The 14,654-nt window shown below is 63.1% G+C and carries 12 protein-coding genes; all 12 read right to left on the minus strand.

Annotation, left to right across the window (positions count from 1 at the left end; translation table 11 throughout):
* Positions 1-5: 5 nt before the first annotated feature.
* Positions 6-1,151 (minus strand): HlyD family secretion protein, encoded by a 1,146-nt coding sequence (locus tag DK870_RS17155; RefSeq protein ID WP_161549211.1) that lies wholly within the window; start codon positions 1,149-1,151, stop codon positions 6-8.
* The gene (locus tag DK870_RS17160; protein WP_161549212.1) at positions 1,148-2,794 is read right to left on the minus strand and encodes an MFS transporter; all 1,647 of its coding nucleotides are present in this window, start codon (positions 2,792-2,794) and stop codon (positions 1,148-1,150) included. The genes DK870_RS17155 and DK870_RS17160 overlap by 4 nt, the downstream gene beginning before the upstream one ends.
* Positions 2,795-2,937: 143 nt before the next feature.
* The gene (locus DK870_RS17165) at positions 2,938-4,416 is read right to left on the minus strand and encodes a DASS family sodium-coupled anion symporter (RefSeq protein ID WP_161549213.1); all 1,479 of its coding nucleotides are present in this window, start codon (positions 4,414-4,416) and stop codon (positions 2,938-2,940) included.
* Between the two features lie 77 nt (positions 4,417-4,493).
* Positions 4,494-5,864 carry a hybrid sensor histidine kinase/response regulator gene (locus tag DK870_RS17170; protein ID WP_161549214.1) on the minus strand — a complete coding sequence of 457 codons (1,371 nt, stop codon included), beginning with the start codon at positions 5,862-5,864 and terminating at the stop codon, positions 4,494-4,496.
* Positions 5,848-7,011 carry an alcohol dehydrogenase-like regulatory protein ErcA gene (ercA, locus tag DK870_RS17175; RefSeq protein WP_104994217.1) on the minus strand — a complete coding sequence of 388 codons (1,164 nt, stop codon included), beginning with the start codon at positions 7,009-7,011 and terminating at the stop codon, positions 5,848-5,850. The genes DK870_RS17170 and ercA overlap by 17 nt, the downstream gene beginning before the upstream one ends.
* Before the next feature lie 126 nt (positions 7,012-7,137).
* Positions 7,138-7,209, minus strand: a complete 72-nt coding sequence (gene pqqA, locus DK870_RS17180; protein ID WP_010209364.1) for a pyrroloquinoline quinone precursor peptide PqqA — start codon at positions 7,207-7,209, stop codon at positions 7,138-7,140.
* 291 nt (positions 7,210-7,500) lie between these two features.
* The gene (locus DK870_RS17185) at positions 7,501-7,797 is read right to left on the minus strand and encodes a DUF6124 family protein (RefSeq protein WP_161549215.1); all 297 of its coding nucleotides are present in this window, start codon (positions 7,795-7,797) and stop codon (positions 7,501-7,503) included.
* 744 nt (positions 7,798-8,541) lie between these two features.
* On the minus strand, positions 8,542-10,062 hold the full coding sequence (locus DK870_RS17190; RefSeq protein WP_060756786.1) for an aldehyde dehydrogenase family protein: 1,521 nt from the start codon (positions 10,060-10,062) through the stop codon (positions 8,542-8,544).
* Positions 10,063-10,183: 121 nt separating this feature from the next.
* Positions 10,184-11,959 carry a PQQ-dependent methanol/ethanol family dehydrogenase gene (locus DK870_RS17195; RefSeq protein ID WP_060756787.1) on the minus strand — a complete coding sequence of 592 codons (1,776 nt, stop codon included), beginning with the start codon at positions 11,957-11,959 and terminating at the stop codon, positions 10,184-10,186.
* A gap of 115 nt (positions 11,960-12,074) precedes the next feature.
* On the minus strand, positions 12,075-13,013 hold the full coding sequence (locus tag DK870_RS17200; protein ID WP_161549216.1) for a quinoprotein relay system zinc metallohydrolase 1: 939 nt from the start codon (positions 13,011-13,013) through the stop codon (positions 12,075-12,077).
* Between the two features lie 16 nt (positions 13,014-13,029).
* Positions 13,030-13,779 (minus strand): quinoprotein dehydrogenase-associated SoxYZ-like carrier, encoded by a 750-nt coding sequence (locus DK870_RS17205; protein ID WP_090370045.1) that lies wholly within the window; start codon positions 13,777-13,779, stop codon positions 13,030-13,032.
* Positions 13,776-14,651: an ABC transporter substrate-binding protein gene (locus DK870_RS17210; RefSeq protein ID WP_161549217.1), complete on the minus strand. Its 876-nt coding sequence runs from the start codon at positions 14,649-14,651 to the stop codon at positions 13,776-13,778. The genes DK870_RS17205 and DK870_RS17210 overlap by 4 nt, the downstream gene beginning before the upstream one ends.
* Positions 14,652-14,654: the final 3 nt, after the last annotated feature.

Genomic DNA, 14,654 nt, shown 5'->3' on the forward strand with positions numbered 1-14,654 from the left:
TGGTCTCAAGGCGGGCTGTTTTTCAAGCGCCCCGCGGTGTCGATACTGACGACCACCGACAACCCCGGCCGCAGCCGCTCGCTCTCGGCCTGGTCGGGGTCGACCGTGATTCGCACCGGCACGCGCTGGGCGATCTTGACGAAGTTGCCGGTGGCGTTATCGGCCTGCAACAGGCTGAACTCCGAACCGGTCGCCGGGGAAATATGCTGCACCGTGCCATGAAACTTGCGGTGGTTCAGCGCATCCACGGTGAAGGTCACCGGCTGGCCGACCTGCACGTTGTCCATCTGGGTTTCTTTCATATTGGCGATCACCCACAACTGCGGGGGCACCAGGGCCATCAACTGCGCGCCGGAATTGACATAGGCGCCAAGGCGCACGCCAACCTGCCCCAACTGGCCGTCACGCGGCGCGGTGATGCGGGTGTTGGACAGGTCGATGCGCGCCAGCTCCACCGCCGCCTCGGCACTGGCCACGGCGGCCTCCAGGGAACCGCGATTGACGATCACGGTTTGCAGATCCTGCCGGGCAATTTCCAGGCTGGCCTGGGCTTGGGCCACCGAGGCGATCGTCTGCGCGTTCGCCGCACGGGTCACGTCCAGCTCGCGCTTGGACACGGAACCGTCGCCGATCAGTTCTTCATTGCGGCGCAGGTCGGCAAGGCTCTTGCGCGACTGCGCCTGGCTATCCGCCAACGCGGCCTGGCGCAGCTTGATGGTGGCTTCGGCGCTGTTGCGCTGCTGCACCACATTGGCCAACGCGGCTTTCTGTACCGCCAATTGTGCCAGTGCCTGGTCGAGGCGCTGCTTGTAGATGCGGTCGTCCAGGCGCACCAGCAGGTCGCCGGCTTTCACGTACTGGAAGTCCTGCACCGGCACTTCAAATACATAACCGCTCAGTTGCGGGCCGATGATCGTCACCTGGCCGCGCACCAGCGCATTTTCAGTGGTCTCCACGGCGCTGCTGAACGGCGGCAATTGCCAGGCATACAACACGATCAGCACACCGACGATGGCAATCGCGGCAAAGCCCAGCGAAGAGACGATGCGCACCCGCAACGAGCGCGGTTCGGTAATGGTCGAGCCCGGTGGAGTGCTGCCTTCCGGGGTCGAGGCAATGGCGTTGGTGGTCGTGGTTGTCGATTCGGTCATGAAGAAACGCCGCTGGGTTGAACGGGAGGAGTGGCTGCTCGGGTGGTGCTCATCAGCCATAGGCTGCGCAAAAAGATCCAGATCATGGTCAGTATCGCGATGATCGCGATCAGCATGAAGACATCGTTGTAAGCCATTACGTTCGCCTCCCGGGTCGCGGCCGTGGCGAGGCTGCGGATGCCCATGAGGTTACGCAATTCCGGGTCGGCGACGATACCGCCATAGGCCGAACCGCCGCTCTGTACCCGTGCGGCCACGCGGGGGTCAAGCAAGGTCAAGTGCTCGACGATCATGCTTGAATGATATTTCTCGCGCACGATCTGGAAGGTGCCGAGCAACGCCGCGCCGATCAGGCCGCCGAGGTTCTGGCAAATGCCGAACATCACCGAAAAACTCACCAGGTTGCGCGGGTTGGTCAGCACGTTCTTCGTGCCCAGCACCATGGTCGGCCCCAGGAAGAACGTACCGCCAAAGCCCAGCAGGAACTGACTGATATACAGGTTCTGCGGCCGGGTCAGGTTGCTGGAAAAACTGTCCATCACCGACCCCGTGGCCATCAGCGCCAGGGAAATCACCAGGGGCATCAACAGGTGCGCGGGGTTGATGGTCAACGCGCTGACCACCAGCCCGGCGATCGCGCCGGCCAGCATGACCACGTACAGCGTGTGCATCTGTTGGTAACTCATGTTCAACATCTGCATGAACCCCACCGCACCGGTGGACTGTTCGGACAGCACCATGCGAATCAGGATCACCGCCAGTGCCAGGCGAATCATGGTGCCGCTGCCCAGCCAGCGGGTCATCAGCATCGGGTTGGCGCGGTTATGTTCGATGGCCAGGCCGGCCATGATCAGTATCAGCGAGGCGGCCGAGGCGATGCCGATCCACGGCGCTTCCAGCCACCAGTCGATACGGCCCAGGGACAACACCGCGCACAGCAGCGCCACGCCGCTGGCGAGGATGGCGAAGGTGAGGAAGTCGAGTTTTTCAAAGGTCTTGAAACGGTCGCCCGGCGGCAGCTTGAGCAGGAACACACAACCCAGGCAGATCAGCGCCAAGCCCAGCTCGAACAGGTACAGGCCGCGCCACTCGGCAATCTGCAGCAAGTCTTCGGAGAACAGTCGCGCCAGCGGCAAGGCCAGCTGCGCGGTGCCCAACCCCAGGACCAGGGCTTTGAGGCGCCACTTGGCCGGGAATGCCTGGATCATGTAGTACAACCCCAGGGAACTCAGCGCCGCACCCACCATGCCGTGCGCCGCCCGCACCGCAATGGCCGAACTGAGGTCGTTGACGAACAAGTGGCCGAAGGTCACCAGCGCATATAGCACCAGGAACACTTCGGTAAACGCGCGCAGGCCGAACTGCTGGCGGAACTTCACCAGCAGCAGGTTCATGCACACGTTGGTCATCACATAGGCGGCGGGCAGCCAGGCCATTTCGGCGGTGGTCGCCCCCAGTGCGCCTTGCAGGTATTGCAGGTTGGCGATGACCAGGGCATTCCCCAGCCCCCCGGTGATTGCCACCAGCACGCCCACCAGCGCGAACAGCCAGCGCTTGTGGGTGGGGTGCAGCGGTGTCGACGGCGAACCGGGCAGGCTCGGGCGCTCGTGGGGTTCCCAGGTGTGTGGGGTGTATTTGTCCATTCGATGACCTAGATGAACCGACGGGGCCGGTCGGTAAAAGCACGACTCAGGGATAGTAAACCTGAGAGCCGCTCATCTTGCCATCTTGGGGTGGGGTTCCAGCCAGTCTGTGGCTGCTCGATGCTTCTAAAGCGCACTCCTGATCAGATCCACCCCAGCCAACTCCAGTAAGTCGCCGCAAATACCAGCATCAACCCATACCCCACCAGCGTCACCCAGACCCCGACCTTGGCGAATTGCCTGGCCGTAAACGTCGCCGTGCCCAGGCACACCATGTTCTGCGGCGCATTGATCGGCAGGATAAACCCATAGCTCATGACAAACCCCAGCAGCATGGTCATCCCCAACCGGTTGAACTCCCCCGGCAAGGTCTGCAACACCGCAATCAGGATCGGCAACAACGCCGAGGTCAGGGCCGTGGCGCTGGCGAAGCCCAGATGGATCAGGATCAGGAACGCGCCAAGAATCGCAAACACGCCCAGCGGCCCCACCTGATCCAACCCGGTGTGCGCCACCACCTGCGAACCCAGCCATTGCCCGGCGTGGGTGGTCAGCAGCGCCGTGCCCAGGCTGATGCCCACGCCGAACACAATCACCGTACCCCACGGAATGCGCGATTGCACATCCTTCCAGGTCATCACACCCAGGCCCGGCAGCAGCAGGCACACCAGCCCGGCGTAGGTGGTCGACGTGGTGTCGAAATTGTGCAGGCGCCCTTCCGTGGCCCAGGCCAACAACAGCAGTATCGACACGGCGAGCAGGCGTTTCTGCGGGCCGGTCATGGGGCCGATGTCCAGCAGCGACTGCGCCACCGCTTCTTTACCGCCGGGGATGCTGTCGGTTTCCGGCGGCAGCAGCTTGAGCACCAGGTACAACAACACGGCCGACATAATCAGCGCCCACGGCGCGCCGGCGATCAGCCAGTCGATCCACGACACGCGCTGGCCGAGCATCTTGTCCATGAAGCCGACGCTCAGCAGGTTCTGCGCCGCGGCGGTCTGGATGCCGACGTTCCAGATGCTGGTGCCCTGGGCCACCACGATCATGATGCCGGCGGCGATGTTCGAGCGTTTATCGACACCAAAGGCGGCGATCACCCCCATCATAATCGGCACCACACAGGCACTGCGCGCCGTGGCACTGGGCACCACCAGGCTGAGCAGGATCGTCACGGCAATCGCGCCGAGCAGGATGCGCCGGGTACTGGTACCGACGCGGCTCAGGGTCACCAACGCAATGCGCCGGTCCAGGCCGGTGTGGGTCATCGCCGCCGCAATGAACAACGCGCCCGCCACCAGCGCCAGCGCGGGGTTGGAGAAGCCGGTCAGCGCCATGCTGATGGCCGGGCTGGAGCCGATCAGCTGCGTCGGGGCTTGCAGCGAGGGTGCGGTGCCGAGCAAAAACGCCATGAGCGAGGTGATCATGATCGCGCTGGCCTCATAGGACACCGCTTCGCTGATCCACACCACCACGGCAAACGCGAGGATCGCCAGCATGCGCTGCCCAGCAACGGGCAGGTCGACCGGCAGCGGCAACCACAGCACGCCGACCATCACCAGTACGGCGACCACCAGGCCCAGGGGTAACTTGAAGGATGCAGCGGTTGTAGCAGGGGCGTTCATGGGCGGCTCCGGGCCTCTGGATCGGGCCTGGAGCATGAGGCAAAGCGTCGCGTGGCGTGTTGACAGGTATCAACACCCTAGGCCAATAACTGGCTCAACACTGCGCGCAACTTGCCCGGTTTGACCGGCTTGTTCAGCAACGGCGCATCCAGCCGGCGCAACGCGCGGCGGCATTGGTCGGTGCGGTCGGCGGTAATGATCACCGCCGCAATCTTCTGCCCGAAATGCTCGCGCAGGTGCTTGACCACCTCGCACCCCAGCACCCCATGGTCCAGGTGGTAGTCCGCCAGGATCAGCTCCGGCGCCCTGCCCTGCAACGCCAGCAATGCGCCCGCCTGGTCGGTGGCGGTCAGCACTTCGCAGCCCCATTGGCCGAGCAATGCACGCATGCTGTCGAGGATGCTCACTTCGTTGTCGATCACCAGTAAACGCCGCCCCGGCAGCGGGTTGCCGGTCGTCGCTTGCACCGGCAGTTGGGTGATTGCCGCAGGCATCTCGGCGCTCATCGGCACCTCAATACTGAACATCGAACCGCGCCCCGGCCAGGACCGCACCGCCACCGGGTGGCCGAGGATCTCGGCGATCCGCTCGACAATCGCCAGGCCCAGCCCGACGCCCTTGCGGTCCGCCGCACGGCCGACGTCGAGCTGGTTGAACTCCAGGAAGATCGCCTCCAGCCGGTCCGCCGCAATACCACGCCCGGTATCCCAGACCTCGAGGCGCAGGCGATCGCCCCGGCGGCGCGCGCCGAGCAGGATACAGCCCTCATCGGTATAGCGGCAGGCATTGCTCAAGAAGTTACGCAAGATGCGCGTCAACAACCGCAAGTCGCTGCGGATCGCATAGCGGCCGGTGTGCACCCGCAGGTTCAGCCCCGACGCCTGGGCCACCGACTGAAACTCCGAAACCAGCGTCGCAAACAGCTCATCGAGCCGATACACGGCCATGTCCGGCTTGACCGCCGCCTGGTCCAGGCGCGAGATATCGAGCAAGTCCGTCAGCAGGTCCTCGGCGCCTTCCAGCGCCTGGTGCGTACGTTCCACCAGCACCTGCTCGACGCTGGGCAACTGCCGTTCGCGCAAGGTGGCGATCAACAAACGGGCGGCGTTCAGTGGCTGCAACAGGTCATGGCTGGCGGCGGCAAGGTATTTGTCCTTGCTGCGGTTGGCGGCTTCGGCGGCGTCGCGAGCGTCGCGCAGGTCCTGTTCGATCCGTTCGCGCTGGGCGATCTGCTGTTGCAGGTTGTGGTTGGCTTCCAGCAGTTCATCGGTACGTGCGGCCACCCGCTGCTCCAGCTCGTCGTTGAGACGGATGTAGCGCTTGCGTTCGGCCTCCAGCTCATCCAGGCGTGCGGTGAGTTCCGGGTAATGGCTCTTGCGCGCCGACTGGTCGCCAAGGCCCAGCAACCCGGCGAGGGCGCGCTGCTGGTCGTCAGAGAGCTTCGCCATAGACGACCTCGACGTCACGCTGGCTCGACTCCCGAGGGTTGGTGAGGATGCAGGGGTCGTGCATCGCATGGCGCGACAGGAACGGAATATCCGCCACACGCACCCCATGCAGCCCCAGGGTTTCGTGGAAGCCAATCGCATGTTTCAGCGCGATCAGATGGTCCACCAGGCGCCCGCAGATCTGTCGATGGTTGAGCCCCCGGCAGTCGATGCCGAATGTCTCGGCGATCACCTGGAAACGCTCCGGCGCCGAGTTGTAATTGAACGCCACCACATGCTCCACCAGCACCGCGTTGCACAGGCCATGGGGCAAATCGAGAAACCCGCCCAGGCTGTGGGACATGGCATGCACCGCGCCGAGGATCGCATTGGAAAACGCCAGCCCGGCCTGCATGCTGCCGAGCATGATCTTCTCGCGCAGGGCGATATCGCCGGGGTTGGCGATCATCTGCACCAGGTTGCCGTTGATCAGGCGCATCGCTTCCAGCGCGTGAGGATCGGTGAGCGGGCCGTGGCCAGTGGAGACGAACGCTTCGATGGCATGCACCAACGCGTCAATGCCGGTACAGGCCGACAGGAACGGGTCCATGCTGGCGGTGGTTTCCGGGTCGATCAGCGACACATCCGGCACCACCGCCTTGCTGACGATGGAGAACTTCATGCGTTCCTGCTGATTGGAGATGATCACGAACTGCGAGACATCCGCCGAGGTGCCGGCGGTGGTCGGTATCAGGATCAGCGGCGGGCTGGGCACGCGGAGGGTATCCACGCCTTCGAAATCGAGGATGCTACGGCCGTGGGCGACCACAATGCCGATGGCCTTGCCGCAATCCATCGGGCTGCCGCCGCCGATGGCGACAATCACGTCACAGTGGTGTTCACGGTACACCTCGGCACCGAGCATCACTTCCTCGACACGGGGGTTGGGCGAGACGGCGCTGTACAGGCAGTAATCGATGCCGAGCGCTTGCAGGCTGGCTTCGACATCGGCCACCCAACCGGCGGCAATCACGCCGGGGTCGCTGACCACCAGCACCTTGCGTGCGCCGAAGGTCTTGGCGTAATTACCGACGTTGTGCCGGCAGCCGGCACCAAAGATGATTTCAGGAGAAACGAATTTACGCAGCGGGCTCAGAGTCTGGCTCATGGGTAAGCCTGTTTTTATTATTTTGGAAGATGCGCTCCACACTAACCCATCCGGCTGCGATTGCAATCAGACCAAAGGGGCATCCTCCACACAGCACCGGCCAGCACAAGGCTGGCCGGCGGTGAATCAACGGCTGGCGAAGTACATGGTCACTTCGAAGCCGATACGCAGGTCGGTAAACGCGGGTTTAGTCCACATGGGCATGTCCTCTTGTTGTGCCGGAAGATCCCGGTCGGGTCATTAATGCATGGGGGGTGTGGGCGGCGAATGCTACTTTCGAAGTAGCGGCTGCAGTGCATTAGTCGCGGATGCAGGCAAATCAAAATGGGAGATGCAGAACCCGCCATGACCCAATACCACTACCTCGACCAATCCCAACATTGAAATACGGTCCATGTGGGAGGGGGCTTGCTCCCGATAGCAGTGTGTCAGTCAACACCCATGCCGCTGACACACCGCTATCGGGAGCAAGCCCCCTCCCACATTTTTCTAACCGTGTTGCAGGCATTCGATGGAGCGATCCACCGTGGTCTTGGCTATTTCCAGCAAATGCCACACCGCCAAAATCTTCGCCCGTTCGGGGCTTGCCAACAGTTCGCCGCAATCGAGTGCGGTGGCCGAGGCGCTGTCGAGCAGGCTGGTGGTGTAAAGCAGCGCGTCTTCGAAACTCAGGTCTTCGTTGACGGAGTGAAAGCCTTGGGTGGGCAGGTAGTGGTCGATGGCGCGGTTGAAGGCGGCGCGGTCTTTGGCGGGGTCAATCGGTGGATCGGGTAGGACTTTGTTCATGAGGTAGTTCCTGTCTGAATATCAAGGAACCGACACTGTTCGCGACTAAACGAAGGCGGCGGCTGTACGCAGGTTAGTCGACCGGTCAGAACAGGAACCCGGCGCGCCCGAGGGCGCCCTGCGCACAGCCACCATAAAAGCTTCATGGGAGCATGCGCCTGTTCAGAATCCGGGCGACTAAACCCGATCACTGATTTGGCAGTGACGGACCGCAGACTAGCCACCGATTCCAGCAGGCACAAGGCGGCAAGGATTGTCTAGGAAACGTCCTGCGATTTAAAGCGACACAACTTGCTGGCCCTTTACAAACCATGACCAAATGCCACCAGCCCTACCAATCAAACATTGAAACACGGTCCATGTGGGAGGGGCGGTGCGACGATTCGACTTGCTCCCGATAACGGTGTGCCAGTCAGCATTCATGTCACTGACCGGCCGCTATCGGGAGCAAGCCCCCTCCCACATTTTTCTAACCGTGTTGCAGGCATTCGATGGAGCGATCTACCGTGGTCTTGGCGATTTCCAGCAAATGCCCCACAGCCAAAATCTTTGCCCGTTCGGGGCTGGCCAGCAGTTCGCCGCAATCGAGTGCGGTGGCCGAGGCGCTGTCGAGCAGGCTGGTGGTGGAACCTGTGGGAGGGGGCTTGCTCCCGATAGCACTGTGTCAGTCAACACCTATGCCACTGAACACCGCTATCGGGAGCAAGCCCCCTCCCACCATGAATTGCATTGCAAATTTGAGGGTTAGAAGAAGCCCAGCGGATTGATGTCGTAGCTCACCAACAGGTTTTTGGTCTGCTGGTAGTGATCGAGCATCATCTTGTGGTTCTCACGCCCCACGCCCGACTTCTTGTACCCGCCAAACGCCGCATGCGCCGGGTACAGGTGATAACAGTTGGTCCACACCCGCCCGGCCTTGATCGCGCGGCCCATGCGGTAGGCGCGGTTGATGTCGCGGGTCCACAGGCCGGCGCCCAGGCCGAATTCGCTGTCGTTGGCGATCGCCAGTGCTTCGGCCTCGTCCTTGAAGGTGGTCACGCCCACCACCGGGCCGAAGATTTCCTCCTGGAACACGCGCATCTTGTTGTGCCCCTTGAGCAAAGTCGGCTGGATGTAATAGCCGCTGGACAGGTCGCCCTCCAGACGCTCGGCCGCGCCGCCGGTGAGCAGTACGGCGCCTTCTTGCTGGGCGATCTCCAGGTAGGACAGGATCTTGTCGTATTGCTGCTGCGACGCCTGGGCGCCGACCATGGTCTCGGTGTCCAGTGGGTTGCCGCGCTTGATCTTGACGATCTTCTTCATCACCTCGGCCATGAACGGCTCGTAGATCGACTCCTGCACCAGCGCCCGCGACGGGCAGGTGCACACCTCGCCCTGGTTGAAGAACGCCAGCACCAGACCTTCAGCAGCCTTTTCAATAAAGGCCGGCTCGGCGCGCATGATGTCTTCAAAGAAGATGTTCGGCGACTTGCCGCCCAGCTCGACGGTGGACGGGATGATGTTCTCGGCGGCAGCATGCATGATGTGCGCGCCCACCGGGGTGGAACCGGTGAAGGCGATCTTGGCGATGCGCTTGCTGGTGGCCAGCGCCTCCCCCGCTTCGCGTCCAAAACCCTGCACGATGTTGAGCACGCCCGGCGGCAGCAGGTCGCCGATCAGCTCGGCGAACACCATGATCGACAGCGGCGTCTGCTCGGCAGGTTTGAGCACAATGCAGTTACCGGCTGCCAATGCCGGTGCCAATTTCCACGCGGCCATCAGCAGTGGGAAGTTCCACGGAATGATCTGCCCGACCACGCCCAGCGGCTCGTGGAAGTGATAGGCCGCAGTGTGCTCGTTGATCTCGGCGGCGCCGCCTTCCTGGGCGCGGATGCAACCGGCGAAGTAACGGAAGTGGTCGGCGGCCAGGGGCACGTCGGCGTTGAGGGTTTCGCGCACGGCCTTACCGTTGTCCCAGGTCTCGGCCACGGCCAGCACTTCGAGGTGTTGCTCAATACGGTCGGCGATTTTCAACAGCACCAAAGCACGATCCTGGGCCGAGGTTTTGCCCCAGGCATCGGCGGCGGCGTGGGCCGCGTCCAGGGCCTTGTCGACATCGGCGGCGCTGGAGCGTGGGAATTCGGCGATCACTTCACCGGTGACCGGCGAAGTGTTGGTGAAATACTCACCCTTGAGCGGCGCGACGAACTCGCCGCCGATGTAATTGCCGTAGCGCGGCTTGAACGTGACGATGGCGCCGGGGGTGCCAGGTTGTGCGTAGATCATGATGAGGCCTCTGTCGGGGTCCGAGCCTGTCGGTCAACAGGCGATGAGCCGATGGTAAAGAGCCCTCGCTGCCGGGCGAATGCGCCGTTGGCAGGAGGGCCCTGGTCATTTGGTCGTAGAACTAGTGCTTGGCCACCAGTTCCTTGGGGAGCTTGAAGGTCCAGAGCATGCCGCCCTGGTTGAAGTCCTTGACCCGCTTGGCCACTTCGCCGCCCCATAGCGGCACCGCGCCGCCCCAGCCGGAGAGCACCGACACGTACTGCTCGCCGTCCATCTCCCAGGTCACAGGTGAGCCGAGCACGCCGGAGCCGGTCTGGAACTCCCAGACTTTTTCCCCGGTCTTGGCGTTGAAGGCTTGCAGGAAGCCTTCCGGCGTACCGGTGAAGACCAGGTTGCCCTTGGTGGTCAGCACCCCGCCCCACAGCGGCGCGAAGTTCTTGTGGCGCCAGACTTCCTTGCCGGTTTTCGGGTCGATGGCGCGCAGCACGCCGATATAGTCTTCATTCAGCGGTTTGATGGTGAAGCCCGCGCCGAGGAACGCCGCGCCTTTCTTGTAGGCAATGCCTTCGTTCCAGATGTCCATGCCCCACTCGTTGGACGGCACATAGAACAGCCCGGTGTCGCGGTTGTAGGCCATCGGCATCCAGTTCTTCGCCCCCAGGAACGCCGGGGCGACAAACACCGAGGTGCCTTTGGTTTCGCTGCCGGGGGCGCCGGGGCGGCTGGCTTCGTTGTAGATCGGCCGCCCGTCCTTATCCAGGCCGCTGGCCCAGGTGATCTTGTCGACAAACGGGAAGCCGCGGATGAATTTGCCGTTGGTACGGTCGAGCACGTAGAAGAAGCCGTTGCGGTCGGCGGTGGCCGCCGCCTTGATTTCCTTGCCGCCTTCGCTGTAGTTGAAGGAGATCAATTCGTTGACGCCGTCAAAGTCCCACCCGTCGTGCGGCGTGCTCTGGAAATGCCACTTGATGCTGCCGTCATCCGGGTTCAGCGCCAGGCGCGAAGAGGAATAGAGGTTATCGCCAGGACGCAGGTGGGAGTTCCACGGTGCCGGGTTGCCGGTGCCGAACAACAGCAGGTTGGTTTCCGGGTCGTAGTAACCGCCCAGCCACGGCGCTGCGCCGCCGGTTTTCCATAGGTCGCCGGGCCAGGTCTTGCCCGGCGCACCGCCGGAAATGCCGTTTTCCACGGCCTTGCCGTCCTTGTACACGTAGCCCATATGCCCTTCTACCGTGGGCCGGGTCCACAGCAGGTCGCCGTTTTTCGGGTCATATGCTTCGATCTTGCCCACCACACCGAACTCGCCACCGGCCACGCCGGTAATCAGCTTGCCGTTGATCACCAAGGGCGCGGCGCTGATGGAGTAGCCTTCCTTGTGATCGGCGACTTTTTTACTCCATACCACTTTGCCGGTGTCTTTGTTCAGCGCCACGAGTTTGGCGTCGAGCGTGCCGAAGAACACCAGGTCGCCATACAGTGCCACGCCCCGGTTGATCACGTCGCAGCACGGGCGAATGTCATCGGGCAAGCGCGCGTCGTATTGCCAGAGTTTCTTGCCGGTGCGCGCATCGACCGCGAATACCCGCGAGTAGGAGCCGGTGAGGTACATGACCCCGTCCTTGACCATCGGCTGCGCCTGCTGCCCGCGTTGTTTCTCGCCACCAAAGGAAAACGCCCAGGCCGGGCGCAGGTCTTTGACGTTGTCGACATTCAGCGTATCGAGCGGGCTGTAGCGCTGGCCCTGGACGCCCAGGCCATTGGTTACGATCTGGCCGGGGTTTTTCGGGTCCTGGAGAATATCCTGATCGGTCACGGCGGCATGGGCCTGGCCGGCCAGCAGGAGGGCACCGAGCAACACACTCAAGGCGAAGGGTTGGCGGCGTGCGGGTTGGGTCATGACGGCTACCTCTGCGGTTTTTTGTTATACCCGGGAAATTTTCCCGGTCTGCCGGCGATTCTTGAGCGCAGCGGCCGCCGTCACAATTGACCGCTGTATCGAGATTGCTAGTTCCTTAGTAGCGGGGCAGCGTGTCGACCCGTTGCAATTGCTCGCGTTCGTAACGCGGGTACAGGTGGCTGACGCTGCGGATCAGTTCGTAGCGGTTCAGGCTGATCGCGGCGAAACGCTCGGGGATCGGGCTGCGGATCAGCTCGGCCATCTCGCTGCCCTGTGCGGCGCCGTCGCGCAGCATCTGGTCGAGCCAGGTCAGGTAGTCGCGCATTTGCTCAAGGGGGCGCGCATCGCCGGCGACCGGGCCGTGGCCGGGCACCAGCAGGGTCCAGGGCAAGGCCTGCAGGCGTTCGATATCCGCCAGCCAGGCCGCCAGCCCCGGGCTGTTGGGAGTGGTGAGCGCACGTTGGTAGAACACCAGGTCGCCGGCGAACAGCACACCGGTCTTGCTGTCGAGGATCGCCAGGTCCGCGCCGGTATGCCCGGTGAACGCCAGCAAGCGCAGATCATGGCTGCCGACGCTCAGCACACCCGGTTCGAGCACCTGGGTAGGCAGCAGCACTTCGGTACCGCGCATCCAGTCACCGACCAGGCGATAGAGGTTTTCAGCCATGCCATCGCCCTGCTCGTGGAGCAAGCGCGTGGTGTCGGCCAGGGCGCCGATCGGCACGGACTTGAACGCCTGGTTGCCCAAGGCATGGTCGGGGTGATGATGGGTCAGCAGCACCTGGATCACCGGTTTGGCGGTGACACCGGCAATCGCCTGGCGCAGCGCTTCGCCGTAGCGCCTGGACGGCCCGGTGTCGATCACCACCACGCCGGCTTCGGTGACGATGAACGCGGTGTTGACGATGTTGCCGCCATTGGCCTTGTTGAAGTTGTCGGTGCTGCCTTCCAACAGCCAAGTGTCGTCGGCAATCAGACGGGGCTTGAGCGCGTAGTCGAGATCCGCCAGCGCGGGCAGGCTCAGGCACAGGCAACACAGCAGTATCCAGCGCATACCGCGCTCCTTGAGGTCAGGGGATGGCGGCGTCGATCTGGTTGCCGCTGTTGTCCCGCAGCAGCAGGCGCGTCGGCCCCGCCCTTTGGATGTCGAATGCCAGGTTGGGGTTTTCGCTGACCGCCGGGAACAACTCAAGCTCCGCCAGTACCTGGTCCTGAGCGTCGCGCAGTTGGGCGTGGTTCAGATAAAACTCCGGGATACCGCTGACCAGGCCATTGTCCATCGGGTGCGCCACCTGCACGCGCACGCGGCTGAACTCACCACGCGGATAACGCCCGCCCAGTACCTCGCCGATATGCTCTTCCCAGCCCGGCTGGGTGCGCACCACACTGGGTGCGGTGCAACCGCCACCGGCCGCGTCGATCAGGGCCGAGCCGACATGCCACACGCCATCATCGGTGAGCACCGCCGCGCGCAGCGGCGTGGCTTGTTCGATACGGATGCGGATCGACAACCACGGCAATACGCCGGCCTTGGGGTGGAAGTCGACGATCTTCGGCAACGGGTTGAGTTCGGCCCAAGCCAGGATGTTCACCACGTGGCCATTGAAGGCGCGGGCGTCGATCTCCAGCGGCACCTGCCGCGCATCTTCGGCAAACGGCGGTGCCAGCAGCTTGACCCGCTCGTCGAACACGAACGGCGCATCGCCCAAGAACTGCTTCTGATAAAACGCCCACATCACCGACGGCACCGGGTCCACCTGCGTGGCGTGGGCCGCAAGCGGCAGCCAGCACGCCAACATCAGCCTCAGGCGCCAGTTCATTGGTACATCTCGGGCACTTCATAGCGCAGGCCGTAATGCTGGTAGATGGCTTGCAGCGAGCCGTCGCGGATCAAGCCTTCCAACGCATCCTCCACGGCATAGGCCAACTGGCGGTTGCTTTCATGCACCGCCATGCCGATCTCCCAGCGTTGTTTGCCCATATTGGGGTAGGCGTTTTCAGCCAAAGCCAGTTGCGGGTCGTGGGCCTCATGCACCTGCCAATCGATTTCACCGCGCATGGCCATCACCGCGTCGATTTTCCCGGCCTTCATTGCCGCAAAGGCCTGGGGTACGCCCGGGTAATGATGGGTCTTGCCGGCGAGCATGCCGTTGAACACTGAAGTGAGGTAGAACGACGGCACGCTGTCGACTTCGACGCCGATGGGGTGCTGTTTGAATACCGCCACACTGGCGACACTGTCCAGGCGCCGACGGTCATAGGCCACCTGCCATTGTTCGTTCTGGTAGGGGCCGAACATCACCACCTGGCCGTTTTCCAGTTCGCCCTGGTCGTTGCGCCTCTGCGCATAGTCGTGATCGTAGGGCGCACGCAGCATCAGGTCGGCCAATTGATGATGGTGCAACGGGCTGCCGCGCCAGATGTAGTCGCGCAGGTCGTCGTCGAGCTTCTCCCCGGCGGGCGCCCAGATCAGCGTCAACCGCACCCCCAGGGCCTTGGCCAGCGCCTGCGCGAGTTCCACATCGACCCCGCGCGGCGTTGTGCCCTGTTCGAAGCTGTAGGGGGCGAAGTTTTTGTACACCGCCACTTTCAGCTCACCCGCGGCGATGATCTGGTCATAGCTGCGCACCTGCGCCTGGGCGATCTGGCCGCACAGCAAGCACAGGCCCAGCAGCGCTGCGAACAGGCGCATGGC

Source organism: Pseudomonas sp. Q1 (assembly GCF_009935975.1).
GTDB classification, from domain to species: Bacteria; Pseudomonadota; Gammaproteobacteria; order Pseudomonadales; family Pseudomonadaceae; genus Aquipseudomonas; species Aquipseudomonas palleroniana.

Excerpts from the sequence above, each read along its gene's own strand:
- ercA (WP_104994217.1), bottom strand. The coding sequence starts at position 7,011 with ATGAGCCAGACTCTGAGCCCGCTGCGTAAATTCGTTTCTCCTGAAATC.
- DK870_RS17200 (WP_161549216.1), bottom strand. The coding sequence starts at position 13,013 with ATGCGCTGGATACTGCTGTGTTGCCTGTGCCTGAGCCTGCCCGCGCTG.
- DK870_RS17195 (WP_060756787.1), bottom strand. The coding sequence starts at position 11,959 with ATGACCCAACCCGCACGCCGCCAACCCTTCGCCTTGAGTGTGTTGCTC.
- DK870_RS17190 (WP_060756786.1), bottom strand. The coding sequence starts at position 10,062 with ATGATCTACGCACAACCTGGCACCCCCGGCGCCATCGTCACGTTCAAG.
- DK870_RS17155 (WP_161549211.1), bottom strand. The coding sequence starts at position 1,151 with ATGACCGAATCGACAACCACGACCACCAACGCCATTGCCTCGACCCCG.
- DK870_RS17185 (WP_161549215.1), bottom strand. The coding sequence starts at position 7,797 with ATGAACAAAGTCCTACCCGATCCACCGATTGACCCCGCCAAAGACCGC.
- DK870_RS17160 (WP_161549212.1), bottom strand. The coding sequence starts at position 2,794 with ATGGACAAATACACCCCACACACCTGGGAACCCCACGAGCGCCCGAGC.
- DK870_RS17205 (WP_090370045.1), bottom strand. The coding sequence starts at position 13,779 with ATGAACTGGCGCCTGAGGCTGATGTTGGCGTGCTGGCTGCCGCTTGCG.
- DK870_RS17210 (WP_161549217.1), bottom strand. The coding sequence starts at position 14,651 with ATGCGCCTGTTCGCAGCGCTGCTGGGCCTGTGCTTGCTGTGCGGCCAG.
- DK870_RS17165 (WP_161549213.1), bottom strand. The coding sequence starts at position 4,416 with ATGAACGCCCCTGCTACAACCGCTGCATCCTTCAAGTTACCCCTGGGC.
- DK870_RS17170 (WP_161549214.1), bottom strand. The coding sequence starts at position 5,864 with ATGGCGAAGCTCTCTGACGACCAGCAGCGCGCCCTCGCCGGGTTGCTG.